Source organism: Rhizobium sp. G21, assembly GCF_014158035.1.
In the GTDB taxonomy this organism is placed as follows: domain Bacteria; phylum Pseudomonadota; class Alphaproteobacteria; order Rhizobiales; family Rhizobiaceae; genus Rhizobium_E.
In genome coordinates this window covers 94819-121184 of record NZ_JACFXW010000003.1, presented here as the reverse complement: position 1 = coordinate 121184, position 26366 = coordinate 94819, and the positions used below count along the sequence as shown (strand labels likewise).

Sequence of the window (26366 nt, the reverse complement as noted above, 5' to 3'; positions counted from 1 at the left end):
TTCGCGAAAAGAAAACCAGCTTCACATCCGCGCGAGCGAGCGACCGGATTCCAAGTCGAAGAGATGCATCTGGTTCATGTTGAACGACAATGACATCGTCGATTGCGGACGAGGTTCGCTTTCCGGCTCGATGCTGGCGCAGAGTGTTGCAGCGCCGATATTGAAATAGACCATCGTCAGGGGACCGAGCGGCTCCACGAGATCGATCTTGGCGTCGAGCATTGCAAAGCCCGGTTTCGGCGCCAGGCTCGAAATCGATTCAGGGCGAATGCCGAACACCACGGCTTTACCGGCATAGGCGCTGTAGACGTCCGCTCTGGGGGCCGGAACAGCAAGGCGCGAGCCGTCTTCCAGGACGACGACGAGATCGTCGCCATCTTTCTCCAGGCGTGCGGTCAGCATGTTCATCGACGGCGAGCCGATAAAGCCGCCCACGAACTGACTGGCGGGATGGTGATAGAGATCCTGCGGCGGGCCGACCTGCTCGATCACGCCGCGATTCATCACCACGACGCGGTCGGCCATGGTCATGGCCTCGATCTGGTCATGAGTGACATACACCGTCGTCGTCGGCATCTGCTGGTGCAGGCGCTTGATTTCCGTCCGCATCTGCACGCGCAGTTTTGCGTCGAGATTCGACAATGGTTCGTCGAACAGGAAGACCTTGGGATTGCGCACGATGGCGCGGCCCATGGCGACGCGTTGACGTTGCCCTCCTGACAACTGGCCGGGGCGCCGTCCGAGAAGTTCGGTGATGTGCAGCGTCTCTGCCGCCCGCATGATCCGATCGTCGATTTCCGCTTGCGGCAGGCGCTGTTGCTCCAGGCAGAAGGAGATGTTTTCGCGAACGGTCATATGCGGATAGAGCGCATAGCTCTGGAACACCATGGCGATGTCGCGCTTGCCGGGACCGAGGCGATTGACGGTCTGGCCGCCGATGGCGATCTCGCCGCTGCTGATATGTTCGAGGCCCGCGATCATGCGCAGCGTCGTCGACTTGCCGCAACCGGATGGACCGACGAAGACGACGAATTCGTTGTCTTCGATATCGAGGCTGATGCCGCGCACCGCCTCGTAGATACCGTAGGATTTCACCACATTGCGCAATTCGAGCCGGGCCATGATGCTCTCCTTACTTCTCGTGCAGCCAGACCGACATTGCGCCGGCCTCGCGATTTGCCCACAGGTGATAGGGTATCGCCTTGAACCGGCGGGCTTTCAACCTGGGTGGAGCCGTGCGGTAGAGAGTGTTTCGCCAATCTGAAGCATCGGCTTCGACGGCCTCGCCCTCGATAACTGTCGCGCCGCCGAGAAGATCCTCGTCGAAACGGGCCGACAAGGCCGCGTCTGCGGCCAGGCGCAGCCGTTGCGGTTCCGTGCCGATATCGGTTTCCTCGACGCAGAAAACGACCGGGCCGCGCTGGAGGGCGACGCGTCCCGCATCTTCTGTCGCCGCGGGATGGGCATAAAGCCTCTCGATCGGCATATCGAAGGACAGGCGCACGACATCGCCGTCACGCCATTCCCGATCGACCGCCGCATAGCCCGCGATGACCGACTTGCCGAGATCGATGGTTTCTCCGTTGACCGAAACGACGGCCTTGCGGCACCAACCGGGAATTCTGAGTCTCAAGGTGAAGCGGGCCGGCGCGTCGACGCCGATCAACAGGGCGACGTCGCCTTCCCAGGGGTAGCGGGTCTCCTGCCGCAGTCGGAGGTAACGATCGCCGACGGTCAGTTCGGCGCTGTTCTGGCCGTAAAGATGCACCGCGACGTCGCTTTCGGCGCAAGAATAGAAATACTGGCCGAGCGACGTGATGAAACGGGCGATGTTGGTCGGGCAGCACGGGCAGTAATGCCATTTCCAGCGTCGATTCTGGCCATGGCTTTCCAGCACGTTCTCATAAAAATAGTGCTCTCCGTCACGCGAGAGGCCGGACAGAGCGCCATTATAAAGCACCGTTTCGAGCTTGTCGGTGAAGCGGCCGTCGAGTTCGATCTGGGCCATGCGATGGCTCCAGAAGCCCAGTGCGATCGCCGCGCAGGTCTCGGCATAGGCCGTCTCGTTGGGCAGGTCGTATTCGCGGGTGAAACCCTCGTTCGAGGCCGAAGGGCCCAGTCCGCCGGTGATGTAGAGTTGCCGGCCGATCAGATTGTCGTACAGGCGGTCACAGGCTTCAAACAGCGACGGATCGTCATTCTCGACGGCGAGATCGGCCATCGCCGAGAAAAGATACATGGCCCGCACGGCATGGCCGACCACTTGATGCTGTTCACGCACCGGCATATGCGCCTGGCTATAGGCATAGGTCTTGTAGACATAGTCTTCGGGATTTTCACCACGCTTGCGCGCTTCCTCGTCGAAATAGGAGGGCATCTGGCCGCGCTCGTCGACGAAGTAGGTCGCCAGCGCCAGGTGGCGCGGATCGCGTGTGACGCGATAGAGTTTGACCAGGGCCAATTCGATTTCTTCATGCGCGTCATAGCCGCGAAGCTTGCCCGGCTCACGGCCGAACGTGTCGATGATGTGATCGACGGCGCGGATCATCACGTCGAGAAAGCGGCGCTTGCCGGTCGCTTCGAAATAGGCGACCGCTCCTTCGAGCAAATGGCCCATGGAGTACATTTCGTGAAGATCGCGCAGATTCGTCCAGCGCTTCTCCGGCTCGCGGCGGATAAACCAGCTGTTGAGATAACCGTCCTCCATCTGCCCCTTTTCGAGCTGGACGACGATCGCATCGATCTTGGCTTCTATATCGGGATTGGGATTGTTCTTCAGCGTGTAGCTCGCGGCCTCGATCCATTTGCCGAAATCGGAATCGAAGAAATGCTGCATCGAAAGACCGCTCGGCTGGATCGGTCGCGCCAGCGGCGCAGGGGGCATGCCGAAATCAAGCACTTCGAGGAAGCCTTCTTCGTCGAGGCGCATGTGCTGGGTGGGAATGGTGACGTCTCGCACCGTTTCGCTCCAGCTCTTCCAGAAGCCGCCGTCGAAGACGACGCGGCTGTGGTCGACCGGGACATAGCGCTGGACGGGACGGCGGGAGGGAGAAGTTTTCGTCGAAAGCATGGGGACTCCTAGAGCGGCGGGGCCGCGCTTTACTTGACGGCGCCGGCGGTCAGGCCGCGCACGTAATAGCGTTGCAAGAGCAGGAACAGGATGATGCAGGGGATCATGGTGACCACGATGCCGGCCTGCAGCGCGCCCCAATCGATGATCCCGTAGAGACCGGAGGATACGTTCACCAGCATGATGGGCAAGGTGAACTTGTTCTGGTCGGACAGGAAGATCAGGGCGGCGAGGAACTCGTTCCAGGAATTGAGGAAGGCGAACATGGCCACGGTGGCCACGCCCGGCAGCGCAATCGGCAGCATGATGCGGCGAAGAATCGTCATCTGGGACGCCCCGTCGATCCGCGCCGCCTCGATCAGGGCCTTCGGCACGGCGTCGAAGGCGTTGCGCATCATGAAGACCGAGAACGGCAGCTGGAAGGTCACGTAGATCAGCACCAGGCCGACAAGGCTGTTCTGCAAACCGAGAAACTTCAGGATCAGGAACAGCGGCGTCAGGATCGACTGGAACGGGATCATCATCGTCGCCATGATCAGCACGAAGAACAATGATTGGCCGGGAAACCTGAACTTGGAAAATCCGTAACCGGCGGGCACGGAGACCAGCACGGTGAGGATGACCGTGCCGATGGCGATCATCACCGAATTGCCGGCATAGACATACCAGCCGGCGCCGACATTTTCGAGACGCCGGTAGTTCTCCAGTGAAAAAGCCTTGGAAAACAGCGCCGCCGGATTGGCCAGCGCTTCGGCGGCAGGCTTGAAGGAGTTGGCCACCGACCAGACGATCGGCATGATGAACAGGATCGCGAGCAGGATGGAGATGGCTAAGAACAGCCAGTAGCCCAGGCGCTCGCTCGTCGGCGCGCCGCTTGATTTCGAAGCAGGACCGGACATCAGCTTTCCTCCGGGCGGTCGCGCAACAGCACGAACTGGATGGCGCTGATCGCGACGAGGACGACGAGCAGGGCGAAGGACAGAGCCGATCCATAGCCGAGCCGATAGGACGAGAAGGAGGCGAGATAAATCGAGAACACCGCCGATATCGTCGAATTCTCCGGTCCGCCCTGGGTAATGATGAAGAACTGGTCGAAGGCAAGCATGGAAGAAGTGACGTTGATCACCAGCGCCAGCACCAGCGAGTTGCGCATCAGCGGCAGCGTGATGCGGCGGAAGCGGGCAAAGACGCTCGCGCCGTCGATCTTGGCCGCTTCGATTACATCGTTGGAGATGCTCTGCAGTCCGGTGAGAAGGATGACCATGGTGAAGCCGGCGGTTTTCCAGACGACCATAAGGATAATCACAGCCAACGCCGGCCAGAAGCTTTCGAGCGGGCGCGGCGCCGACGAGATCAGGCCGAGGCCGCGCAGGACCTGGGCGAAGACGCCGCTGTCGGGATTGAGCAGCCACATCCACAGTGTCGACGCGGCTCCGAAACCGATGACCACGGGCATGAAATAGACCGTGCGGAAGAAGCCCGCCGAGCGCAGCGGCTTGTCGACCAGAAGCGCCAGCGGAAACGCAACCGCGAAGATCGCCGCGGTCACCAGGCCGGTGTAAAGCAAGGTGAAGCCGAGCGAGTGCCAAAGCTGGGTGTCGCCGAGCAGTTCGACATAGTTTTCGAGGCCGATGAACTTTCGACGGCCGAGCAGCGGCCAGTTGTAGAAACTCATCCAGATCGTCATCGCCAGCGGCACGAGGAACAGGACGAAGATAAACAGGAAGCCCGGGAGAATGAAGGCCAGGCCGAGCCAGCCCTTGGGCTCCGCATCGGCGGCAACGGCGCGCTTCGTACGCGCTTCCTGATCGCTCGTGAGCGGTTGTGACACGGGATGCCTCAGGTTCGGAATTCGGGAGATCGTGGAGGTCGAATGCGAGGCGGCGAACCGCCTCGCACCTGATCGATCAAGGATTGGTGCGATCGAGAATCTTGGTGAATTCGCCCTGGGCTTTGGAGATCGAGCCATCGACGTCTTCGCCGAAGATCGCACCCTGGATGAGGTTCAGGAACGGACCGGTGCGGCTGACGAACAATTCGTCCGAAGAGAAGGTGTAGGGCGTGCGCGCTTTCGCCAGGATATCATAGGCGACGAGGTTGCGCGGGTCGAACTGGGCATAGGCCTCCTTGGCGAGGTCGGTGCGCGACGGCATGCCGGATTCCTTGGTGATGTAGACCTGCTGCTCCGGCTCCATGTAGAATTTCACGAAGTCCAGCGCGACTTTCTTCTTTTCCTCGCTGATCCCCTTGATGAGGGCGAGCGTGTCGCCGCCGGCGAAGCTCGATGCCCCGCCGTCCGGACCCGGGATCGGCGCGACGTCAAATTTCACGTCGGGATACTTGCTGGTCAGCAGGTTCACGATGTAGGAACCGGTCATGAGGATGCCGACCTTCCCGAAGCGAAGGCTTCCACGGCGTTGTTGCCATTGCCGGAACGGGATGTCGGGTGAATGGCGCCCGCCGCCCACATGTCGCGATAGGCCGCGACAGTAGCGCGGAACGCCGGGGTGTCCACGGTCGCCGTGCGGCCGTCCTCGCTCAAAATATCGGAATTGGCGGCCCAGAGATGCGGCAGGAAATCATAGATCAGCCAGCTGCCGGAATTGGCGACGAAATAGAATCCGTAGGTCTCGTCACCGAGAGCATGGATCTTCTTGGCGTCTTCGGCGATCTCCTTGAGCGACGCCGGGGCCTTCTTGGGATCGAGGCCCGCTTTCGCGAAGAGATCGGTGTTGTAGGCGATGATCGAGGCGTCGGGCAGCGCGGGCACGCCATAGATCTTGCCGTCGTAAGTCGCGAGGCGGATGTGAGATGGGCTGAGAGCATCGGCGTAGGGCAGGCCCTTCACGAATTCGGAGATGTCCTCGAGACTGTCGTTGGCGGCGAATGTCGGCATGTAGATGAGGTCGAGCACGGCGCCATCGGGGCTGCGCCGCCGGCGATAGCGGCTCCCAGCTTCGGGACCATCTGTTCGGCGGTGATCTGCGTGACGTTGACTTTATCGGAATGCGCGGCGTTGTATTTCTCGGCGAGGCCCTGCAGCACGGCGCCCGACGAGGTGCGCACCCAGAGCGTGACTTCTTCGGCGCTCGCAAGCGCGGTGCTCGCCAAAAGTGCAAATGCGGTGACCGTGGCTTTCAACTTCAACATGATGCGTTCTCCTCTTCCTTCGGACCGTCCTGGCCTCTCTACGAAGGAAACGTTATGAGAGAAGATCCGGAATGTCGACAGTCTGTGCACACCGTGGGAGCAACTTTTTGATAAAACCTTTCATCAACACGATTATTTCTGCTAAAAGGTTTTATCATAGAAGCGGAACAGGAGGCTTGAGTGACCAGATCCGATAAAGGCAGGCGTACGATTCGCGATGTGGCGGATGCTGCCGGGGTCAGTATCGCGACGGCGTCGAATGCGCTCAACGGCATCGGCCGGACCAAGGCCGAGACGGTCGAAAAGGTGCGCCGGGTGGCTGAAGAGATCGGCTTTCGTCCCAATGCGCTCGCGCGTGGGTTGTTGAAGCGACGAAGCCATGCGATCGGCATGATCACCAACGACACCTATGGCCGACTGACATTGCCGATGGTCGCGGGCGTATCGGAAGCCCTTGTCGACCACGGAGTTTCGGTGTTCCTTTGCGCCACCAACAATGATCCGCGGCTGGCGCGTCTCCATCTCGAATCCCTGCTCGATCGCCAGGTCGACGGCATCATCTTCACGGCTACGCGCCTCGACATGAGGCCGCCGCCGGAATTTGCAAAGCTGCCGATCCCGGTGGTCTACGCCTTTGCGGAGGGACCGGAGGAGAGCGTCACCTTCCATCCCGACGACGCCCAGGGCGCAAGGCTCGCGGTCGAACATCTCCAGGGCCTGGGGCGCCAGCGGATCCTCCACATCACCGGCCCCGAGGAATACAGGGCGGCGCGCATTCGCGCCGACGCCTATCGCGCGCTGACCGGCGATGGCGCTTCGGTCGTCTTCGGCGAATGGACGGAAGAATGGGGCCGCGAGGCGGTGGCGCAGATGCTGAGCAGCGGACATGCGCTGCCGGACGCCATCTTCTGCGGCAGCGACGAAATCGCCCGCGGCGTCATCGATGCGTTGCGCGACAACGCCATCTCGATTCCCGACGACATCGCCATCGCCGGTTTCGACAACTGGGAGATCGTCGCCAAACAGACCCGGCCGCCGCTGACGACGGTCGACATGGAACTCAAGGCCTTGGGACGACGCGCCGGACTCGCCATTCATAGGCTTTGCAACGGCGAATCTGTGGAGCCTGGCACGACGAGACTGCCCTGCAGTCTGATCGTCAGGAAGTCGTCTCAATCCGATCCTCGATAGACATGTCCGATTACGTCGTCTTCGGTGACGAGTTCGGCAACACAACATCGTCGATTGCCATGAGATGGCGCAGTTGACGCCCGAGCGGAGGGCGGCGGCGTCATTACATCGCTGGCAGGAACCCGCCGCGCGCGACCGCGTTTCGGGTTTTTGACAGGAGCGCCAATGTCACTTCCCCTCCCCGTCCGCTACGCCCCCGGCGTCGAAACGATCCAACCGAACGAGGGGGAGACCATCGCCGCCCTCATCGACCAGTTCGACATCATTCTCCAGACGACGTCCAAGGATTATGGTCACGCCGTCCGTTCCGTGCATGCGAAAGCGCATGGCGTGATCGAGGGCGTCATGCGCATTGCGGCCGGACTTCCCCCGAACTCGCACAGGGTCTGTTCGCCAAGCCCGGGGAACATCGGGTCTTTATGCGCCTTTCCACCAACGCTGGCGACATCCTGCCCGACGCCGTGTCGCTGCCGCGTGGGCTAGCGCTGAAAGTTCTCGAGGTCGACGGCGCCCGGCTTCCCGACGCCGATGGCCGGACGCAGGACTTCATCATGGTCAACGGTCCGATCTTTCAAGCGCCGACGCCTGAGAAATTCCTGTCGAGCCTGAAGCTTCTCGCCAAGACGACGGACCGGATGGAGACGACCAAGACCGTGATGTCGACCGTGTTGCAGACAGTCAACAAGGGCCTCGAAGCGGTCGGCGTCTCCAGCCCGACGATTGCCGGGTTGGGCGGCGCGCCGAATTCCGATCCGCTCGGAGAGACTTATTTCAGCGTCACGCCGTTTCGCTATGGCGACTACATCGCCAAATTCCGCCTCAAGCCCGTCTCGCCGGACCTCACCAGGCGCACAGGCGCGGAAATCGACGCCAGGGATCGTGAAAACGCCATTCGGGAGACGGTGCAGTCCGAGATGAGGACGACGCATGGCGTCTGGGAATTTCAAGTTCAGCTTTGTCGCGATCTCGCCGCGCATCCCGTCGAAGACCCGACGGTGGAGTGGAAGGAGGACGACGCGCCTTTCGTCACCGTCGCGACGATAGAGGCGGGACCTCAAGACAGCTGGCGCGACGATATCGTTCAAAAAGTCGATGAGGAAATGCGGTTCAGCGTTTGGACGGGCCTCCTCGATCACCAGCCGCTCGGCGGCATCAATCGGGCGAGGAAAGAGCCCTATCGCCATTCCGCCGAATTTAGGGCTCGTTTCAACGGCTGTCCCTTCCACGAGCCGGCCCAATAAATCTGCGCCGAACACACCGACAGCGCCTTCACGACGAGGGCGCTGTCGACCATTTTTGCACCCGCAATGGGAAATTCATCATGACCGACGCCATCGCCAACCCTGAATCCGAAGGCCCGGCCGGGGCTGGGGCTCACTTACGTCACTCGCCCGCATCGCAAGCGACACGCATCCGCCGGCGGGCGTCGTCGAAGACATCTGGCGGATGAACAAGCCCGGCGGCGTGATGTGCGTGTCCTGCGCCTGGCCGAAACCGGCCAATTACAGAGCGTTCGAGTTTTGCGAAAATGGAGCGAAAGCCACGCTCTCGGATCTCACCGGCGCCCGCTGCGGACCAGAGTTCTGGAGTGATCACACGGTTTCGGAGCTGCGAAGCTGGAAGGATTACGATCTCGAGCAAACCGGCAGGTTGACCCATCCGCTGCGCTACGACGCCGAAACGGATCGATATGCAGCCGTGTCCTGGGAAGACGCTTTCGCAGACATTGGCGCGACCTTGAAATCACTGCCGCGCGACAGCGTCGTCTTCTACGCCTCGGGCCATGCCGGGCTCGAAGCTTCCTATCTCTATGCGCTTCTCGCCCGCACCTATGGCAACAACAACCTCCCGCAAAGCTCGAACATGTGCCATGAGACCACCTCGGTGGGCCTCAACAAGGTCATAGGGTCTCCGGTCGGCACCGTGGTCTGGGACGATCTGGAAAAGGCCGACGCCTTCTTCTTTTTCGGTCAGAACCCCGGCTCCAACAGCCCACGATTCCTGCATCCGCTTCAGGAGGCCAAGCAGCGCGGCGCTAAGATCGTGACGTTCAATCCAGTGGTCGAGCAGGGTCTCGTTTCTTTCGTCAATCCGCAAAATCCATTCGACATGCTGACCGGCCGTGAAACCCCGATCTCGGACGAATATCTGCAGGTCCGCGCCGGCGGCGACATCGCCGCCATTCTCGGCCTTTGCAAAGTCGTGATCGAAGTCGACGACGACGCTCTGGCCCGGAACCTGCCGCGGATCATCGATGTCGCCTTCATCGCGGAACACACGACCGGCTTCGACGGCTTCATCGAACTCGTGCGCTCGACGGATTGGCATGCGATCGAGCGGGAGAGTGGTTTGTCGCAGGCCGCGCTTCGGCGCGCAGGCGAAATCTACATCGAGGCGGAACGCGTAATCGGCGTCTATGGCATGGGTCTCACCCAACACTCCCAAGGCGCACTCAATATCGCTATGGTCGTCAACCTCCTGCTGTTGCGCGGCAATATCGGTCGCGAGGGCGCTGGCTGTTGTCCCGTGCGAGGACATTCGAACGTCCAGGGACAGCGCACCGTCGGGATCGCCGAAAAAACCAAACTGATCCCGATGGACAGGCTGAAGACCTTGTTCGACTTCGACCCGCCGACCGAAGACGGAACGACGATCGTCGATGCGGTCAAGGGCTTGATGTCGGGCAAGATCAAGGCTTTCATTTCGCTCGGCGGCAATCTCGTCCGCGCCACGCCGGACCAGGAGGCGATGGAACGGTGCTGGGCCGCCCAGGACCTTACGGTTATGGTCTCGACGAAGCTGAACCGCAGCCATCTTTTTCCGGGAAAGTCCGCCTATATCCTTCCTTGCCTGTCGCGCTTCGAGCGGGACGAACAGGCGACAGGGGTGCAATCGGTCACCACGGAGGACAGTTTCTCCAACGTCTCGGCCTCCACCGGCAAAAGGACGCCGGCGTCGGAGCATTTGAAGAGCGAATTGGCGATCGTCGCCGGGATCGCCAAGGCTTCGGTGGCTGCGAACCCGAGACTGACTTGGGATGATTGGACGTCAGACTACAGCCTAGTCCGCGATCTGATCGAGGCGACCTATCCGGACGACTTCAAGGCTTACAACGCGCGCATGTTCCAACCGGGCGGCTTCTACCGCGGCAATGCGGCGCGTGAGCGCGTCTGGAAGACGGAGCAAGGCAAGGCCGTCTTCACGACGCCGGATCGGCTGAACGCGCTCGCTTTCGCCGACGCCCCCGGCCGCTACCGCCTGATGACCCTGCGCTCCAACGACCAGTTCAACACCACCATCTACGGCTATTCCGATCGCTTCCGCGGTATCGAAGGCACGCGTGACGTGGTGCTGATGTGCGACGACGACATCCGGTCCGCCGGATTGACGGAAGGCCAGATCGTCACCCTCGTCAGCGATTTCGAGGATGGCGTCCGCCGCGCCCTTCCCGGTCTGCGGGTCACCCGTCACACGCTTCCGCCTGGAACGATCGGCGCCTATTATCCCGAGGCCAACGTCCTCGTGGCGATAGACCACCATGACGAAATGTCCAAGACGCCCGCCTCCAAGGCCGTGCCGGTTCGCATCGAGCCGTAAGCCGGTATGAAAACGCCGCCGGCGCTCGCGCGTCGGCGGCGTTGTCGTTTCAGGGCTCAGCCAATCCGCAGACATTGCCGGCGCCGGACTTAGCGAGGCGTATTAAGCCTTCATCCGAGCGAAGGCATGCCCTTCAACAGCTTGTCCAGCGTCACCGGGTAATCGCGCACACGAATGCCGGTCGCGTTATGGATCGCATTGGCGATCGCCGCAGACACGCCGCACAGGCCGAGTTCGCCGACGCCCTTGGCTTTCATCGGCGAGGAGTAAGGATCGGTCTCATCCAGGAAGACGACCTCCTGATGCGGTATGTCCGCATGGACCGGAACCTCGTATCCTGCGAGATCGTGGTTGACGAAAAAGCCGCGGCCGGCGTCGACCGCGAGTTCCTCCGACAGGGCCGCGCCGACGCCCATGGTCATGGCGCCGATCACCTGGCTGCGCGCCGTTACCGGGTTGAGGATGCGACCGGCGGCGCAGACGGCGAGCATACGACGTACGCGGGTTTCGCCGGTGTAGACATCGACGCCGACCTCGACGAAATGCGCGCCAAAGGTGGATTGCTGGTGCGTCTTGGTCAGATCACCCCATTCCATGCTGTCTTCGGCTACAATCTCGCCGTCGACGGCGGCTTGCGCGAGCGCTTCTGACCGGTTGCCCGAGCGGACCTGGCCGTTCTCGAACACGACGTCGCCGGAATTGAACCCGAGCTTGCTGGCCACCGCATCGCGGAGTTTCACGCAGGCCGCGTAAACGCCCGAAGTCGAGGAATTGGCGCCGAACTGACCGCCGGAGCCCGCAGACACCGGAAAGCGGAATCACCGAGATGCACGGCCACCTTGTCGATTTCGACGCCCAGCATCTCCGCCGCGGTCTGTGCGATGATCGTATAGCTGCCCGTGCCGATGTCGGTCATATCCGTCTCGACGGTGACCAATCCATCGGCGCCGAGGCGCACGCGGGCGCCCGACGGCATGACGAGATTGTCGCGAAACGCCGCCGCCACGCCGTAGCCGATCATCAGATCGCCGTCGCGCCGCGAGGCGACCGCAGGGCGATCCTTCCATCCGAAACGATCCGCGCCCTGTTCGAGACATCCGACCAGATCGCGGTGCGAGAAGGGACGCTCGGGATTTTCAGGATCGACTTGCGTGTCGTTGGCGATGCGGAAAGCGATCGGATCCATACCGAGCTTTTCGGCCATTTCGTCGATGGCGATCTCCAGCGCCATCAGGCCGGGAGCTTCTCCGGGGGCGCGCATGGCGTTGCCCTCGGGGAGATCGAGGGTGGCAAGCCGCATCGCCGTCATCCGATTGGCCCCGGCATAGAGAAGCCGGGTCTGGTTGACTGCAGTTTCCAGGCTGCCGCCGGGAAGATTGCCGGACCAGCTCTCATGGCCGATCGCGGTGATCTTTCCGTCGCCGCCCGCGCCGATCCGGATGCGTTGGATCGTCGCCGGCCTGTGGGTCGTGTTGTTCATGATCATGGGGCGCGGCAGTCCGACCTTCACCGGACGTCCGACTTTCTTCGACGCCAACGCGGCGAGCACGGCATCCGTTCGAAGGAAAAGCTTGCCGCCGAAACCGCCGCCGATGAAAGGCGACATGATGTGCACTTTGTCCTTGTCCATGGCCAGCGTCGTCGCGAGGTCTGTTCGCCACCAATCGATCATCTGGCTCGAGGTCCAGACCGTGAGGTCTTCCCCGTCCCATGCGGCGATCGAGGCGTGCGGCTCCATCATGGCGTGCGACTGATCCGGCGTCGTATAGGTCTCGTCGAGCGTGACGGGCGCGGCCTTGAAGGCCGCGTCGAAATCTCCGACCGCCGTGTCCGGCTTGTCGGACTCATCGGGTTTCTCAGCCTTCGGCTTTGCTTGCGCCAGGTCGAAGACGCCGCGCTCTTCCGCATAATCGACCTTCACCAAGGCGGCCGCGGAACGGGCCTGCTCGAATGTCTCGGCCACGACGACCGCGACCGCCTGGTGATAGTGCTGAACCTCGCCGCCGCCGAACAGTCGGGCGGTGTTCAATTTACCCTTTTTCAAATCGTTGAAATCCAGGGCGGAGATGACGCCGAGAACACCGGGCGATTTCATTGCCGCCGATCCATCGATCGAGAGAATGCGTCCCTTCGGGACCGATGCGCCGACCGGATAGCCGTAGACATAGGCGATATCCGGGTCATGCCATTCATAGGCGTATTTGGCCCGGCCCGTGGTCTTGAGCTGACCATCGATGCGGGAGATGGGCTTGCCGACCACGCGAAGGCGATCGATGGGGTTTTCGGTCGCAGGCGTTTCGAACTTCATGCCTCAAATCCTTCCTGCAGCGATCACCGCACTGAGCGTGCGCTCAACGAGATCGACCTTGAACCTGTTGTCGTCGGTGGGGCGAGCATCGGCCAGCAACGCGCTGGTCGCCGGCCCGGCTCCCTCGGGCAGCGCGCCATCCGCGGCATCCAGACGCCAAGGCCTCGGCGCAATCCCGCCGACCGCCACTCGTCCTGTTCCATCGGGCTGGAGTATCGCGCCCACCGAAACGAGCGCGAAGGCGTAGGACGCGCGGTCCCTCACCTTCCGGTAAATCTGCTTGCCGCCGATCGCTGGCGGGAGCAGTATGGACGTGATGATCTCGCCGCCTTCCAAGGCCGTTTCGATATGCGGCGTGTCGCCGGGAAGTCGATGGAAATCCGTGATCGGGATCGAGCGCCGGGAACCGTCGGCCTTGACGGTTTCGACGATCGCATCGAGCGCTCTGAGCGCGACGCACATGTCGCTCGGATTGGTCGCGATGCAGGCGTCGCTGCCCCCGATGACGGCGAGCTGCCGCGAATAACCGCCGATTGCCGAACAGCCGCTGCCGGGCTTGCGCTTGTTGCAGGGCTGGTTGGTGTCGTAGAAATAAGGACAGCGCGTGCGTTGCAGGAGGTTGCCCGCGGTCGTCGCCTTGTTGCGCAACTGACCGGATGCGCCGGCCAGCAGCGCGCGAGACAGAAGCGCGTAATCGCGGCGCACTATGTCGTGGGCGGCGAGATCCGTGTTGCGCACCAACGCGCCGATCCGCAGACCGCCATTCTCGACTTTCTCGATCTTGTCGAGGCCTAATCCGTTGACGTCGATCAGATGCTTGGGCGTCTCGATGTCGAGTTTCATCAGATCGAGGAGGTTGGTGCCGCCGGCTATGAATTTTGCGTCGGGACTCGACGCCGCCGCCTTGGCTGCGGCCTCGACCGAAGAGGCCCGCTCGTAGGAAAACTCTCTCATGCGCGCGCCTCCGCCACATCCATGATCGCGTCGAGAATGTTGGAATAGGCTCCGCATCGACAGATATTGCCGCTGATGCGTTCGCGAATTTCATCCTCGGTCAATTTGGCGGCGACGCCCAAATCGGCCGTCACATGGCTCGGGATGTTCGCCTTGATCTCTTCGAGCACGGCGACCGAGGAACAGATCTGCCCGGGTGTGCAATAGCCGCATTGAAATCCGTCATGCTTCGAAAACGCCGCCTGCATGGGATGCAGATCGCCGGGCTGGCCCAGTCCTTCGATCGTCGTCACCTCGTCCCCGTCATGCATCACGGCGAGCGACAGGCAGGAATTGATACGACGGCCATTGACCATAACGGTGCATGCGCCGCACTGGCCATGATCGCAGCCCTTCTTGGTTCCGGTCAGATGCAGATGTTCCCGCAGCGCATCGAGCAACGTCACCCTGTTGTCGAGAGCGAGATCATGATGCGACCCATTGACCGTCAGGCGAACTTCACTTTCTAGCCGATCTTCGGCAGCGGTTCGGCTCTCGCCATAGGCGCGGGCGATCCCGCTGCTCGCGGCGACAGAAACTGATGCGGCGCCGACCATGAGATGTCTCCTGGAAATTTCGAGGATGGATGAATTTGGCATCGAGGCTCCCTTGCAGCGCAAATCGCCTTGCGGACCGCGCGCTCGCAATAAGCAATCCGTCAATCGTCGTTCGGTTCCTCCGGAGAAGGGAAAATTTGCGTCGGGCCGGAATTTGCCCGTCGGCTTCGCTCGCAACAAACAGCAACAGGATGAAACGCCGTTCTCGGACGTGATCTTTAAGGTCGGGGTCGAAATCGTCTGCGTTGCATGAATACCCGCAGACCAACGAAGAGGGTTGTTCGATGCTGAAGAAGGCGAGGCCAGTGCGGCTTTTGAACTGGGTAACCATCAGTCTTGCGCTTGCCGGCGTTGTTGTCTTGCAAATGGATCCCGCGGCGGCGCAGGCCGCAGATCGAATGCCCGTTACCGTCGTGATCGCGCGACAGGCTCCAGTGAAGCAGCAGATCACCGTGGTCGGCACGCTGGCGGCGCGGGAGGAGACCCGGGTTCAAGCCTCCACGGATCGCGAGATCAAGCAGATCCTGGTGGAAGTCGGACAACGCGTGGAGGCAGGCCAGCCTCTGGCGATCCTCGATACGACCGACGCCCTGCTGGCCCTAGACAAGAATGCTGCGAGCCTGGAACGCGCCGGCGTGGCGATCGCCGCCGAGAAAAGCAAAGTGGCGATCGCGCTCGTGAGTGAACGCGAGGCTGCAGAAAGACTGAACCGAAGCCGGACGCTGCAGCCGAAAGGCGCAATTTCGAACCAGACGCTGGATGAACACCAGAATGGCCATGATCGCGCGATCGCCGAACTGGCGCTGGCCCGGCAGCTGCTGGCCCTAGCTGAAAAAGACGAGCAGATCTTGGCGAGCGAGCGTCGCGAGATCATGGTGGCGCTGGAGCGCTGCACCGTGCGGGCCACTAGCGCGGGCACGGTGATCGATCGCAGCGCTCGCATCGGCGCCGTGACCTCTTTCTCGGACGGTCCGCTCTTCGTCATCGCCCGTGATGGAGCGATAGAATTCGTCGCCGACGTCACGGACGTCGATTTCGCTCGGCTGAAGGAAGGAATGACGGCGCGGATCAGCGTCGCGGGCATCGATACGGCGGCGTCGGGCAGCGTTCGGTTGATCGCGGCGCGTCTCGACCCGAAAACAAGAAGCGGTTCGGTGAGGATCGCTCTCGACGCCGTGGAGGGCCTGACGCCCGGGGCCTATGCCCGCGGCGTCGTCGAAACCGCGTATCGATCCAATGTGCTTCTGCCGGGGACGGCGGTCCGTAGCGCCGCCGGAACCAATAGTGTCTTCGTGGTCGAAAACGACCGGGTGTTGCAGCGCGCCGTCGCGGTGGGCGCTAGACGTGACGAACTGGTCGAAATCGTTGACGGCGTCAGCGCCGGCGAGATGGTCGTTGTGAAAGCCGGCGGCTTTCTGAGAGATCGCGACAGGATCATTCCGGTTCCTGCGTCTGTCGCGGGCGTCGAGCAGCGCGAACTGTCTCTGCTTGCGGCGGCGGCCGAAGCCGGAGAAGGAGTAGGCCCGTGAACGTCAATATTTCAGCCTGGGCGATCCGGAGGCCGCTGCCCTCGATCCTGTTGTTCGTGATCCTCACGGTCGTCGGCCTTATGAGCTTTTCGCGCCTGCCGGTAACATATTTTCCGACCATCATCACGCCGACCGTCAAGATCACGATTGATCAGTCCGGCGCGACGCCTACCGAACTGGAGACGGAAGTCGCACGATTGGTGGAGAATGCCGTCGCGTCGCTGCCGGGGCTCAAGGAGGTCAAGTCGACGATCGGCCAGGGGCGTTCGGTGACATCCGTCGAGTTCGAAGTGGGAGACGTGACGCCTGACCGGGCCATGACCGATGTGCGGGACGCCCTCGCCCGGATTCGATCCGACCTGCCTGCGACAATCGACGAACCACTCATCGAACGCGTGGAGGAAGAGGCGCAATCGGTGGTGACCTACACGGTCTCCAGCCGCGACATGACGGTGGCCGAGCTGTCCTGGTTCGTGGACGATGTCGTTTCCCGCAAACTGCAGAGCCTGCCCGGCGTCGGGAGGATCGAACGTGTCGGCGGCGCCGACCGCGAAATCCGCGTCGAACTCGACGCAGACAGGCTCCGCGCTTTTTCCTTATCCGCGAACGCCGTGAATGACGCGCTCGTTCGAACGCAGGTGACTGCGTCGGGTGGGCGCAGCAGCGTGAGCGGCCGGGAACAGGCGTTGACGACCGTGGCCGCGGCCGAGACGGCGACCGATCTCGCCGACCGACGGATCGCTGTGTCCCCCGACGTGTCGGTGCGTCTTGCAGATCTCGGGAAGGTGCGGGACACCGTTGCGGAAGCGCGATCCTTCGCGACGCTCGACGGCCATGACGTCGTCGGCTTTTCGATTTACCGCACGCAGGGCGCCAGCGACGTGTCCGTCGCCGCTCTCGTTTCCGACGCCGTGCTCGCGCTGGAAACAAGCCATGCGGATGTCGGTTTCCGCCTCGTGAACGACACGGTTTCCCTCACCACAGGCAACTACAGCTCGGCCATGCATACTCTTGTCGAAGGTTCGATCCTGTCCATTGTCGTCGTCTTCCTGTTTCTCAGGGACTGGCGCGCAACGGCCGTTGCCGCATTAGCTCTGCCGTTGTCCATCATCCCCACCTTTTTCGCACTGGAGCTTCTCGGCTTCTCGCTGAACATTCTCAGCCTCCTCGCCATCACGCTGGTGACCGGTGTTCTGGTCGATGACGCCATTGTCGAAATCGAAAATGTCGTCCGTCACCGCAACATGGGCAAATCGGCCTATCGAGCCGCCTTGGACGCGTCCAACGAAATCGGCCTGGCAGTCATGGCGATCTCCGCCACGATCATCGCCGTCTTTGCGCCCGTAGGCATGATGAGCGGGGTGATCGGCCTCTATTTCCGCGAATTCGGCCTGACGGTCGCCATCGCCGTCTTCTTTTCCCTGCTCGTCGCACGGCTGATCACGCCGATCCTGGCCGCCTATATCATGAGCGGCGGCCCGACGTTCGAGCCTTCCAAAGGGCTGTTCATCACGTGGTATGAGCGGTTGCTGCGCTACAGCCTGGGCTGGCGATGGATGACGATCACGATCGCGGTCGCCTCCTTCGTGGTGTCCATACTGGCGCTTGCGTCGGTCCCCACGGGTTTCCTACCCGAAGAGGATACCGGCCGGCTGACCTTGACGGTCGAGCTTCCGCCAGGCGCGTCGCTTGCGGAGACACGCGCTGTCACCGACGAGATTTCCGGCCGCATACGTCGGGTCGAAGAGGTCGAAGGGGTGTTCGTTCAGGCGGGATCGAGTATCTCGGGCCAGCAAGACCTTCGTCACGCCATCGTTCTGATCGATCTCACGCACAGGTCGGCGCGGTCGCGGTCTTCATTTGCGATCGAAGCTGATCTGGAAAAAGTCTGGTCTCGATCGCCGACGTTCGATTGCAATTTCTCAACAGCCGCGGCGGAAGAGACTTGTCGTTTGCGGTGCTCGGCGCCGACGGCGCCGGGGTGCAGAAGGCCGCAAACCGCATCGTTGCCGAAATGGCCGGCGATCCCCTATTCGTCGCGCCCGCAGCGGAGAATGCCGATATGCGGCCGGAAATCCGCTTTAGGGTCAAGACGGACGAGGCCGTCATGTTGGGCCTCTCGCCTGCCGACATTGCCGACCTGATCCGCGTTTCGACGGTCGGCGACAGCGATAGCGACTTGCCGAGCTTGCTCGATGGATCGTGGCAGATCCCTGTCCGGGTCGTCCTCGACCGACAGTCGAGGGACGACATCGACAGGCTGGAAGTTCTGACGGTGGCCAGCGCAGACGGAACTCATGTGCCGCTGTCGGCCGTCGTGGACATCGAATTCGACGAGACCGTGACTGCGATCGAACGTTTGGATCGAAGCCGGCTCGTCGAAATCGGAGCCGACATGGCTGGCGGACTGACGTCGGGACAGGGCATGGAACGGTTGATGCAACTCAACAGCGTGAAAGGCCTTCCCGAGGGAATCCGCATCCAGGCCACAGGAGATTCCGATAGTGAGGGCGATGTTTTCGAAAGCTTCGCTCTCGCCATGGGATCCGGGATCATGCTGGTGCTCGTCGTCCTGATCCTGCTGTTCGGCAGCCTGCTGGCGCCATGGACTATTCTGGCGTCCCTTCCGCTGTCGATTGGCGGGGTCGCGGCGGGGCTCATCCTCACAGGCAGCGCCCTGTCCTTGCCCGTGGTGATCGGCATTCTGATGCTGATGGGCATCGTGACCAAGAATGCGATCATGCTGCTGGATTTCGCCATCGAGCGCGAAGCCCATGGGCTGTCCTGTGTCGAAGCCATCATCGAAGCCTGCAGCGAGCGGGTGAGGCCGATCATCATGACCACGCTCGCCATGGCCGGCGGCATGGCGCCGTCGGCCTTCGGCGTGGGCGATGGAGGCGAATTCCGCTCTCCCATGGCGATTGCGGTCATCGGCGGGCTGCTGGTGTCGACGCTGCTGTCGCTGATCGTCATTCCCTCTCTGCACCTGATCGTGTCCAATCTCGGCGATCGCGTCGCCCGAAGCGTCAAACCATTGCTCCGGTCGGCGGAAACCTGATCTTCCGGATCATGGCGCCGCGATAGGACGGCGAGCAGGGAGCAGCATCGCTTCTTGTCGCCTCACCGAGATCGCAACAGGATGCAACAATTTGAAATACTAGGCGCCGAACCGAAAGGCATGCTGTAATGGCAAGCTCAAGGAGACAGACATGCAGGCATCGGCGGCGAACCCACAGATATTGATCGTCGAGGACGACCCCGAGATCGGGAAGCTCCTGGCGTCGACCATGCGGGAGAACGGCATGACGCCGACCGTCGCCGAGGACGGCCACGTCATGCAATCGCTTCTGCGCAACAACAGCTTCGATCTGATCATTCTCGACGTCATGCTGCCGGGCGACGATGGCCTGACGCTGTGCCGGAGGATCCGCGCCGAGAAGACCATCCCCATCATTCTGGTGACCGCGCTGGGAGAAGAGGTGGACAGAATCGTCGGGTTGGAAGTCGGCGCCGACGACTACATCACCAAACCATTCAGCCCACGGGAGGTCGTTGCGCGTATTCGAAGCCTGCTCAGGCGCGCATCCTATGGCCTCGTGGCGACGACCGGGCAGCGGAAACTGCGCTTTGACGGGTGGCAGATCGACCCGCTGCGTCGCCAACTCCACGATCCGACCAATGCCAGGGTAGCGTTGACGACCACCGAATTCGACCTTCTCCTGGCTTTCTGCCGCAATCCCGGACGCATCATCACCCGTGAGGAACTGTTGACGCTCACACATTCGGGCCTCGCCGGACCGATCGAACGCAGTATCGACGTTCATGTCAGCCGTCTCCGCCAGAAGATCGAGACGGATCCCCGCGAACCGGCCCTTCTGCAGACGGTCAGACTGGGCGGCTACACTTTCACGGCAGTGGTCGAAGAGGTGTGAATAAAGGGGTCGGCCGCGCGACGCGGCCGACCCTTTTTGCAGCGCTCTCGATCAACGTCAGAATTTGTAGCCGACAAAAAGGCCGGCGGACGGCTGTAGCTTTTCCTTGACGATGGGACTGTCGGCCGCGTCGCCTGTCAGGAGACCAAGGCCCGCCTCGCCGCGGATCAGCCAGTTTTCAGTGAGCAGATATGTGGCGGAGGCGGAAATGTCGACACGCTTCAAGCCTGCTTCCGGCTTGTACTTTGGCATGCCGGACGCCGCGGACTGTGCCCCGTTGACGCCGAAATAGGCCTGCATATGCTTTTCGTTGGCGAAAACAGCCTCGGCATTGGCTTTGAGGATGAGCTTTTCCGTCACCGGCGCCGTGTAGCCGACGCCCAATTTGCCAATGAGGCTCTCGCTTCCGCCGAGCGTCTGATCGAGCCCCGCATAGAGGTCGAGAGGCCCCAATTCATAGGTCGCCTTCAAGCCGAGCGTCGCGGCGAAGTCGATGTCGCCGAGGCCGCGCAAGGCGGCATGATCGCTCTCGTCCCTGCCGGACTCGTAACCGACATTGGCGGCGAGGGAAAAATCCGCGTAGTGGACCGGCGTCAGGGTGACGCCGGTCGGATCGACTTCCAGCCAGTCGCCATAGGTGAAGACCGCGAAGGGGACGGGGCTGATTTTCAAGCCGCCGCTGCCCTCGTATTTCGGCTCGTACATTGCGCCGCCGCCGACGATCAGATTCCAATCCGCCTCGGCGGGCTTGTTTTCGAACCGCTCCTTATCGAATGCCGGGACCTGCGGCGGCTCCGCATCCATCGCGTCTGCGGCAAGCGCGCCCGCAGCCGTTATAGTGATGCCCAAGCCGGTGAAAAAGGCGAGGGATGCGGCGCGCAGCGTGTTTTGTGGGACGAAAGACATGTTTACTCCGGATTTGGGGTTGCCCAAGCCAGGATTAGAGGCCTCGGGCGGGAGGTTCGACGCTCTCAGTTTTCACGGGAACGGCAGCCGTAGGGTGTCGTTGTGTTGCCGTTTGTTGCGGCGACCACACCATCGATGAATGACGCTAGGCTTCATCATCGAAATGAAATGTAACAAATCCCGGTACGGCGAATTGATTTCGTCATGCTAGGCAAGCAGTTGGATGATGCAAGGAGCGTCCCTGCGGTGGCCACTGAACATAGAACCGAGATGTCCTGGCATGTTTCGCGTGGCGGACAAGGTGTGATTGCCCTGCGGCCATCCATGGAGGCATTATGAATCTGCGATTGCCGTTCACCCCCAGGACGATCCATGGACAGATCGTCGTGATCGTCATCCTGGCGCTGCTGATCGTCGTGACGGCCGCCCCCTTCGTGGAGCGGTGGCTCCGGCAGGATTATCACCCTGCCGACATCGAACAAATCGCCGATCGCCTCCAGTCAATGGCCGATATTCTGAAGGTCGCCACACCGGACGAGCGGCAAACGATCATCGCGGCCGCCCGACGCTCAGGCTGGGATTTGACACTCGAACCCCTATCGCGGAGCACGCAATTCACCGGAACGTCGATGAACGAGCGTCTTATCGACAGGGTCATCGAATGGCTCTTCCCACCGGACGAGTGGATCGCACCGCTTGGAGGTTGGCGCACGTTTCTCGATGACAAACGCATCGTCGCGATGCAAATCGATGACAAGTCGATGCTCGTCTCGACCATTGCGACAGGCGACGTCCTGGTGATCACCGATTTTGTAGGCCGGGGCGCCTATTATGTCGTGGCGATCCTCACTCTGGTGTTCCTCTTCTCGACATTCGCGATATGGACGATCCTGACGCCGCTGAGGCGCATCGCTCATGCCGCGATCAACGCCGATCTCAACGATCAAGCTCCGGTGTTTGAAGAGCGCGGCAGCCGGGAAATCGTCGTCGTGGCGAAGGCGCTGAACAGCATGCGCAAACGCATCTCCGAAATGATGGAGGCGCGGACGCGGATGCTGAGAGGCATCAGCCATGATCTGCGCACACCGCTGACAAGACTGCGAATCCGCGTCGAGAACTTGGCCCAGGACGCGGCGCGAGACGCAATGCTGTCGGACATCAGCCGTCTCGACCGCCTTTTGACCGAAAGTCTCGATTACCTGCGTGAGAACCACCGGCAGGAAAGCGTCGAACGCACCGATGTCGCCATCTTGGTCAGAACCATCTGCAATGAATTTTCAGATGTCGGGTTCGATCTCGGCTATCGGGGCCCCAACCGCCTTATCGCCAGATGCCGACCACTCGCGATGACGCGAGCGATCACCAATCTCTGCGACAACGCCACCAAATTCGGCCAGTCGGTCCAGGTCGAGCTGCATCAGGCTCACGATCGCGTGGTGATCGACATCATCGACGACGGACCAGGCATTTCGGCCGAGGACAAGAAGCGGGTGTTTGAGCCCTTCTTCAAGGCCGACGCCGCACGACACGGACCGAATGACGGCTTTGGGCTCGGCCTGCCGATCGTGGCGGAGATAGTCCAGGCGCATGGCGGGCGTCTGCATCTTCTCGACCGCGAACCCCATGGGCTGCTTGTCCGGTTGGAATTACCCGTCGAGTGACAGGATGCTGCACCCGCTGGCGCCGAACACGGCGGTGTCCGGAAAAACGACCGAAGGTCGGCGCCAGCGGAGCGCCTCGTCTATTATGAAGCTTTGACGATTCGGAAACCGTCGATCTCCTTGACGAGAGGCAGATGGCCCCACCGGTCATTGTCGTGCATCATGACCAGTCGGGACATGTCGCCGGCGATTTCGTCATTGATGCGGTCCATCGTCTCGAGCTGTTTCCATATGCTGCCGACGCCATTGTTCAACGGCGCATAGACGCCATCGTGATTGTGGCCCGTCAGGTTGAGGCGGGAATAGACGCAGTCGCCGGCGGCGACCAGCCGGCCCCGCCCCGTCTCGATCAGCACGAATTGCTGGCCCAGCGTATGACCCTCGCCGAGGCGCACATGGATGCCCGGCAGGATGTTGTCCTTGTCGCCGTCCACGAGCATCAGCCGGTGTTCGACCGCCGCATCGAATGCGGAGCGCATGTCGTCGGGATTGATGATGGCCGTGAGGAAACCGTATTGCGGCGGCAGCGCCATCGCCTCGTTCCAAGACAGCCATTCGCGCTTCTGGATGAAGATACGCGCCTTCGTGAAAGCCGAGATCGAGCCCATATGGTCGAAATGCGCATGGCTCAGCACGATATCGGTGACCGCGTCCGCCTTCACGCCCATTTCTTCCAGCATCCGCACCGGCGAAATCCAATCGGGTATGCCGAACTTCTTCGAAAACTCGGCGCCGCTGCCCTCGTTGAGGAAACCGGTGTCGACCAGCACGTTTCGCTCGCCATTCTGCGCGAGGACGAAGCCGAACGGCAGATCGAGCACCGTCTCCGGAGAGGCTCCGTTGACGAGGTCGATCAGCGGCTGGTTCTTCGATCGGGCGAATTCGATGACATGGACGTCCCAATGATTTGTCATAGTCGTTTCCTATCGCTGCGAGAGGATGCGGCCGAGGCTCGACAGACCCACGGCGATGATCAGGATAGCGCCCTGAAAGATATATTGCGAATAGGTCGGCGCGCCGAAGATATTCAACCCGTTGAAGCCGAAGGCGATGATAAGAGCGCCGACGAAGGTTCCGAAGACATGGAACTCGCCGTCGCGCAGCGTCGCGGAGCCGAGGAAGACGGCGGCGAAGGCCGTCAGGAGATAAGGGTCGGCGGCGCTGGTTGTCCCTGAGCCGAGACGCGACGCGAGCAGGATGCCGGTCAAGGCGGCGCACATGCCGGAAACGACGAAACCGAGGATTTTGATGCGGTCGACATCGATGCCCGCGAGGCGCGCCGCCGAGGGATTGCCGCCCACGGCCTGTATTTCCTGACCGAGCGCCGTACGCTCGACGAGCACCCAGAGAGCGCCCAGCACCAGCGCCATGATGACGATGTTGTTGGGGATGCCGAAGAGCCAGCGTCCGAGCGAGACCTGCAGAAACGCCTCGGGCACGCCGGCGGTGATCGGCACGCCGGCCGAATAGGCGAAGGAAAGCCCGGTCAGAATCGTGCCGACGCCGAGCGTCGCGATCACCGAATTGACCTTGATTTTCGTCACGATCAATCCGTTGACGAGGCCGATCAGCCCGCCCAGCGCCACGACGATCAAAATGGCCACCGGAATGGGCAGTTGGTTCGACACGATCAGGCCCGTCACGAGCACGCCGTGAAGCGAGGCTGCGAAACCGATCGACAGATCGAGTTCGCCCACGATCACGGCCAGCGTCAATCCGCCGGCGATGATCATGGCGAGAGACGCCTGGTTCAGCACATTGGTGAAATTGTAAAGCGTCGGAAAGGCGCGCGGCGACAGTAGCGAGAACGCGACGATCATCGCCACGAGGCCGATGATCGTCGCGTAACGGGCGAAGGTGCCCAAAGCCGCCTTGGCGCCGGGGAAAGCCTGCGGTTGGTCGCAAAGTCGTTCATGTCGTCTCCCTGCCTTCGAAGGCGTAGCTCGCCTCGACAATGGCATTGCGAGTAATGTTGGCGCCGGTCAGTTCGCGCACGATGCGGCCTCCGGCCATGACCAGCACCCGATCGCAGAGGTCGGGCAATTCATCCGGCTCGGAGGAAACGACCAGAACCGCCATGCCGCCGGCGGCGAGATTGCGGATCAGTCGGTGTATGTCCGCTCGTGCGCCGATGTCGACGCCGCGTGTCGGCTCGTCGAGAATCAGGATTTTGGGCGCCCTCAGCAGCCAGCGTCCGATGACGACCTTCTGCTGGTTTCCGCCCGACAGCAGCCCGACCGGGGTTTCGATCGACGACGTCTTGATCGCCAGATCCCGAACCGTTCGCGCCGACAAATTCTTTCGCTTGCCATAGTCGATCAGCGGCAGCGCCGGGCTCCTGACGATGTTCATCAGATTGGAGATCTGCAGGTTGAAGGCGACGCTCTTGGCGAGCAACAAGCCGTCGGCGCGCCGCTCCTCGGGAACCAGTCCCATCCCCGCCTTGACCGCCTCGGCCGGACTGGCCGGCGCGAAGGTTCTGCCCTCCAGGGTCATCGAGCCCGCATCAGGCTGGTCTGCGCCATAAATGAGACGCACCAACTCGCTGCGGCCGGCGCCGACAAGGCCGCCTATGCCGAGGACTTCGCCGCGATGAAGGTCCAGCGAGACATCGTCGACCCGGGGCGAACGGGACAATCCTTTGACCGACAACACGGTCTCGGCATGGACGACGTCTCTGGCGTGCTCGACCTGTTCGACCTCCCCGCCGACGATCGCATGGACCAGCCGAACGCGGCTGAGTTCGTGTTTGTCGATCACCGCCACCGATTGTCCGTCGCGAAACACGGTCACACGGCTGCAGAGCCTGAGAATCTCGTCCAGGCGGTGCGATACATAGATGACGGCGACGCCGGTGTCGCGCAGGTCCTCGATGATGCGGAACAGCTTTTCGCTTTCGGCCGCCGACAGCGAGGCGGTCGGTTCATCCATCACGATCAGCCGAGCTTTGCGGATCAACGCGCGGCAGATGTTGATGAGCCAGTTTTCGGCGGTCGATAAAGTCCTGACTTCGGCGTCCATCGAAGCCGTGATCCCGACCCGGCGCGCCACCGGCTCCACGTCACGCGCGATCGCTGTCCAGTCCACCATGCCGAGCCGGGTCTTTTTCGGCAGTCCGAGCATGATGTTTTCCAACACCGTCATGCCGGGCACGAAGGCCAGTTCCTGATGAATGAAGTTCATCCCGAGTTCAGCGGCTTGCGCGGGATTGCCGAGCATGACGGCTCGGCCGTCGATCGCGACTTCGCCGGCGTCTGCATGGGCAAGTCCGGCGAGGATGCGGATGAGCGTGGACTTGCCGGCGCCATTGGCTCCGACAAGTCCATGAACCTCGCCTGCCCCGACGGTCAGGGACACGCCCTTGAGGGCCTTGACGCCGCCATAGGCCTTGGCGATGCCTCGGGCGGCTAGGAACGGCGGCGCTTGCGGCGCTTTCGTTTCCGATGTTGAGGCAAGCATGGTCGTTCCTGTA

The 26366-nt window shown here is 61.8% G+C and carries 17 protein-coding genes and 4 pseudogenes; 8 read left to right on the top strand and 13 right to left on the bottom strand.

Features of this window, described 5'->3' with window-relative positions; all coding sequences use genetic code 11:
• Window positions 1-21: 21 nt before the first annotated feature.
• The 6 genes and pseudogenes from H2O14_RS24905 to H2O14_RS28160 form a co-directional block, all read right to left on the bottom strand.
• Complete coding sequence (locus tag H2O14_RS24905; RefSeq protein ID WP_182830028.1) at window positions 22-1122, bottom strand: ABC transporter ATP-binding protein; 1101 nt, start codon at window positions 1120-1122, stop codon at window positions 22-24.
• Between the two features lie 10 nt (window positions 1123-1132).
• Window positions 1133-3070, bottom strand: coding sequence for a glycoside hydrolase family 127 protein (locus tag H2O14_RS24900; protein ID WP_182830027.1), 1938 nt, complete (start codon window positions 3068-3070; stop codon window positions 1133-1135).
• 29 nt (window positions 3071-3099) lie between these two features.
• A complete protein-coding gene (locus tag H2O14_RS24895; RefSeq protein ID WP_182830026.1) occupies window positions 3100-3969 on the bottom strand; it encodes a carbohydrate ABC transporter permease in 870 nt (289 codons plus the stop codon).
• Window positions 3969-5039, bottom strand: coding sequence for a carbohydrate ABC transporter permease (locus H2O14_RS24890; protein ID WP_246697802.1), 1071 nt, complete (start codon window positions 5037-5039; stop codon window positions 3969-3971). The genes H2O14_RS24895 and H2O14_RS24890 overlap by 1 nt, the downstream gene beginning before the upstream one ends.
• A pseudogene (locus H2O14_RS24885) lies at window positions 4978-5966 on the bottom strand (ABC transporter substrate-binding protein). Before H2O14_RS24885 ends, H2O14_RS24890 begins: the two are co-directional and overlap by 62 nt.
• Window positions 5915-6220 carry a hypothetical protein gene (locus tag H2O14_RS28160; protein WP_246697801.1) on the bottom strand — a complete coding sequence of 102 codons (306 nt, stop codon included), beginning with the start codon at window positions 6218-6220 and terminating at the stop codon, window positions 5915-5917. Before H2O14_RS28160 ends, H2O14_RS24885 begins: the two are co-directional and overlap by 52 nt.
• Window positions 6221-6400: 180 nt before the next feature.
• Between H2O14_RS28160 and H2O14_RS24880 the strand changes: the two genes are divergently transcribed.
• The 3 genes and pseudogenes from H2O14_RS24880 to H2O14_RS24870 all read left to right on the top strand — a co-directional run bounded on the left by H2O14_RS24880 (window position 6401) and on the right by H2O14_RS24870 (window position 11008).
• A complete protein-coding gene (locus H2O14_RS24880) occupies window positions 6401-7411 on the top strand; it encodes a LacI family DNA-binding transcriptional regulator (protein WP_182830024.1) in 1011 nt (336 codons plus the stop codon).
• Window positions 7412-7576: 165 nt separating this feature from the next.
• Window positions 7577-8652 (top strand): annotated as a pseudogene (locus tag H2O14_RS24875) (catalase family protein).
• 106 nt (window positions 8653-8758) lie between these two features.
• A complete protein-coding gene (locus tag H2O14_RS24870) occupies window positions 8759-11008 on the top strand; it encodes an FdhF/YdeP family oxidoreductase (RefSeq protein ID WP_182830137.1) in 2250 nt (749 codons plus the stop codon).
• Between the two features lie 110 nt (window positions 11009-11118).
• Here the strand turns inward: H2O14_RS24870 and paoC are convergent.
• From paoC to paoA, 3 genes and pseudogenes are all read right to left on the bottom strand, one after another.
• Window positions 11119-13316, bottom strand: a pseudogene (gene paoC / locus H2O14_RS24865) (aldehyde oxidoreductase molybdenum-binding subunit PaoC).
• 3 nt (window positions 13317-13319) lie between these two features.
• Window positions 13320-14270: an FAD binding domain-containing protein gene (locus tag H2O14_RS24860; protein WP_182830023.1), complete on the bottom strand. Its 951-nt coding sequence runs from the start codon at window positions 14268-14270 to the stop codon at window positions 13320-13322.
• Window positions 14267-14866, bottom strand: coding sequence for an aldehyde dehydrogenase iron-sulfur subunit PaoA (gene paoA / locus H2O14_RS24855; protein ID WP_409526976.1), 600 nt, complete (start codon window positions 14864-14866; stop codon window positions 14267-14269). The genes H2O14_RS24860 and paoA overlap by 4 nt, the downstream gene beginning before the upstream one ends.
• Before the next feature lie 25 nt (window positions 14867-14891).
• On the opposite strand from paoA, the gene H2O14_RS24850 reads away from it, so the two are divergent.
• The 4 genes and pseudogenes from H2O14_RS24850 (at window position 14892) to H2O14_RS24835 (ending at window position 20327) form a co-directional block, all read left to right on the top strand.
• Window positions 14892-15119 carry a hypothetical protein gene (locus H2O14_RS24850; protein ID WP_182830021.1) on the top strand — a complete coding sequence of 76 codons (228 nt, stop codon included), beginning with the start codon at window positions 14892-14894 and terminating at the stop codon, window positions 15117-15119.
• Window positions 15120-15264: 145 nt separating this feature from the next.
• Window positions 15265-16395 carry an efflux RND transporter periplasmic adaptor subunit gene (locus H2O14_RS24845; protein WP_182830020.1) on the top strand — a complete coding sequence of 377 codons (1131 nt, stop codon included), beginning with the start codon at window positions 15265-15267 and terminating at the stop codon, window positions 16393-16395.
• Window positions 16392-19453, top strand: a pseudogene (locus H2O14_RS24840) (efflux RND transporter permease subunit). Before H2O14_RS24845 ends, H2O14_RS24840 begins: the two are co-directional and overlap by 4 nt.
• A gap of 151 nt (window positions 19454-19604) precedes the next feature.
• A complete protein-coding gene (locus H2O14_RS24835) occupies window positions 19605-20327 on the top strand; it encodes a response regulator transcription factor (RefSeq protein WP_182830019.1) in 723 nt (240 codons plus the stop codon).
• A 57-nt stretch (window positions 20328-20384) separates the two neighbouring features.
• Here H2O14_RS24835 and H2O14_RS24830 read toward each other — a convergent pair whose 3' ends face one another.
• Window positions 20385-21233, bottom strand: a complete 849-nt coding sequence (locus H2O14_RS24830; protein WP_182830018.1) for a MipA/OmpV family protein — start codon at window positions 21231-21233, stop codon at window positions 20385-20387.
• 335 nt (window positions 21234-21568) lie between these two features.
• Between H2O14_RS24830 and H2O14_RS24825 the strand changes: the two genes are divergently transcribed.
• Window positions 21569-22894, top strand: coding sequence for an ATP-binding protein (locus H2O14_RS24825; RefSeq protein WP_246697800.1), 1326 nt, complete (start codon window positions 21569-21571; stop codon window positions 22892-22894).
• A gap of 83 nt (window positions 22895-22977) precedes the next feature.
• On the opposite strand, the gene H2O14_RS24820 is transcribed toward H2O14_RS24825, so the two are convergent.
• The 3 genes from H2O14_RS24820 to H2O14_RS24810 are packed head-to-tail and all read right to left on the bottom strand — an operon-like array spanning window position 22978 to window position 26353.
• Window positions 22978-23808 carry an N-acyl homoserine lactonase family protein gene (locus tag H2O14_RS24820; protein WP_182830017.1) on the bottom strand — a complete coding sequence of 277 codons (831 nt, stop codon included), beginning with the start codon at window positions 23806-23808 and terminating at the stop codon, window positions 22978-22980.
• 9 nt (window positions 23809-23817) lie between these two features.
• Window positions 23818-24759, bottom strand: coding sequence for an ABC transporter permease (locus tag H2O14_RS24815; protein ID WP_182830016.1), 942 nt, complete (start codon window positions 24757-24759; stop codon window positions 23818-23820).
• 46 nt (window positions 24760-24805) lie between these two features.
• Window positions 24806-26353: a sugar ABC transporter ATP-binding protein gene (locus H2O14_RS24810; RefSeq protein ID WP_182830015.1), complete on the bottom strand. Its 1548-nt coding sequence runs from the start codon at window positions 26351-26353 to the stop codon at window positions 24806-24808.
• Window positions 26354-26366: the final 13 nt, after the last annotated feature.

What these genes read in the sequence shown, in the direction of transcription:
- H2O14_RS24905 (WP_182830028.1), bottom strand. Translation starts at nt 1,122, where the DNA reads ATGGCCCGGCTCGAATTGCGCAATGTGGTGAAATCCTACGGTATCTAC.
- H2O14_RS24900 (WP_182830027.1), bottom strand. Translation starts at nt 3,070, where the DNA reads ATGCTTTCGACGAAAACTTCTCCCTCCCGCCGTCCCGTCCAGCGCTAT.
- H2O14_RS24895 (WP_182830026.1), bottom strand. Translation starts at nt 3,969, where the DNA reads ATGTCCGGTCCTGCTTCGAAATCAAGCGGCGCGCCGACGAGCGAGCGC.
- H2O14_RS24890 (WP_246697802.1), bottom strand. Translation starts at nt 5,039, where the DNA reads ATGGCTCGATCTCCAAAGCCCAGGGCGAATTCACCAAGATTCTCGATC.
- H2O14_RS28160 (WP_246697801.1), bottom strand. Translation starts at nt 6,220, where the DNA reads ATGTTGAAGTTGAAAGCCACGGTCACCGCATTTGCACTTTTGGCGAGC.
- H2O14_RS24860 (WP_182830023.1), bottom strand. Translation starts at nt 14,270, where the DNA reads ATGAGAGAGTTTTCCTACGAGCGGGCCTCTTCGGTCGAGGCCGCAGCC.
- paoA (WP_409526976.1), bottom strand. Translation starts at nt 14,866, where the DNA reads ATGGTCGGCGCCGCATCAGTTTCTGTCGCCGCGAGCAGCGGGATCGCC.
- H2O14_RS24850 (WP_182830021.1), top strand. Translation starts at nt 14,892, where the DNA reads ATGGATGAATTTGGCATCGAGGCTCCCTTGCAGCGCAAATCGCCTTGC.
- H2O14_RS24845 (WP_182830020.1), top strand. Translation starts at nt 15,265, where the DNA reads ATGCCCGTTACCGTCGTGATCGCGCGACAGGCTCCAGTGAAGCAGCAG.
- H2O14_RS24835 (WP_182830019.1), top strand. Translation starts at nt 19,605, where the DNA reads ATGCAGGCATCGGCGGCGAACCCACAGATATTGATCGTCGAGGACGAC.
- H2O14_RS24830 (WP_182830018.1), bottom strand. Translation starts at nt 21,233, where the DNA reads ATGTCTTTCGTCCCACAAAACACGCTGCGCGCCGCATCCCTCGCCTTT.
- H2O14_RS24825 (WP_246697800.1), top strand. Translation starts at nt 21,569, where the DNA reads ATGAATCTGCGATTGCCGTTCACCCCCAGGACGATCCATGGACAGATC.
- H2O14_RS24820 (WP_182830017.1), bottom strand. Translation starts at nt 23,808, where the DNA reads ATGACAAATCATTGGGACGTCCATGTCATCGAATTCGCCCGATCGAAG.
- H2O14_RS24810 (WP_182830015.1), bottom strand. Translation starts at nt 26,353, where the DNA reads ATGCTTGCCTCAACATCGGAAACGAAAGCGCCGCAAGCGCCGCCGTTC.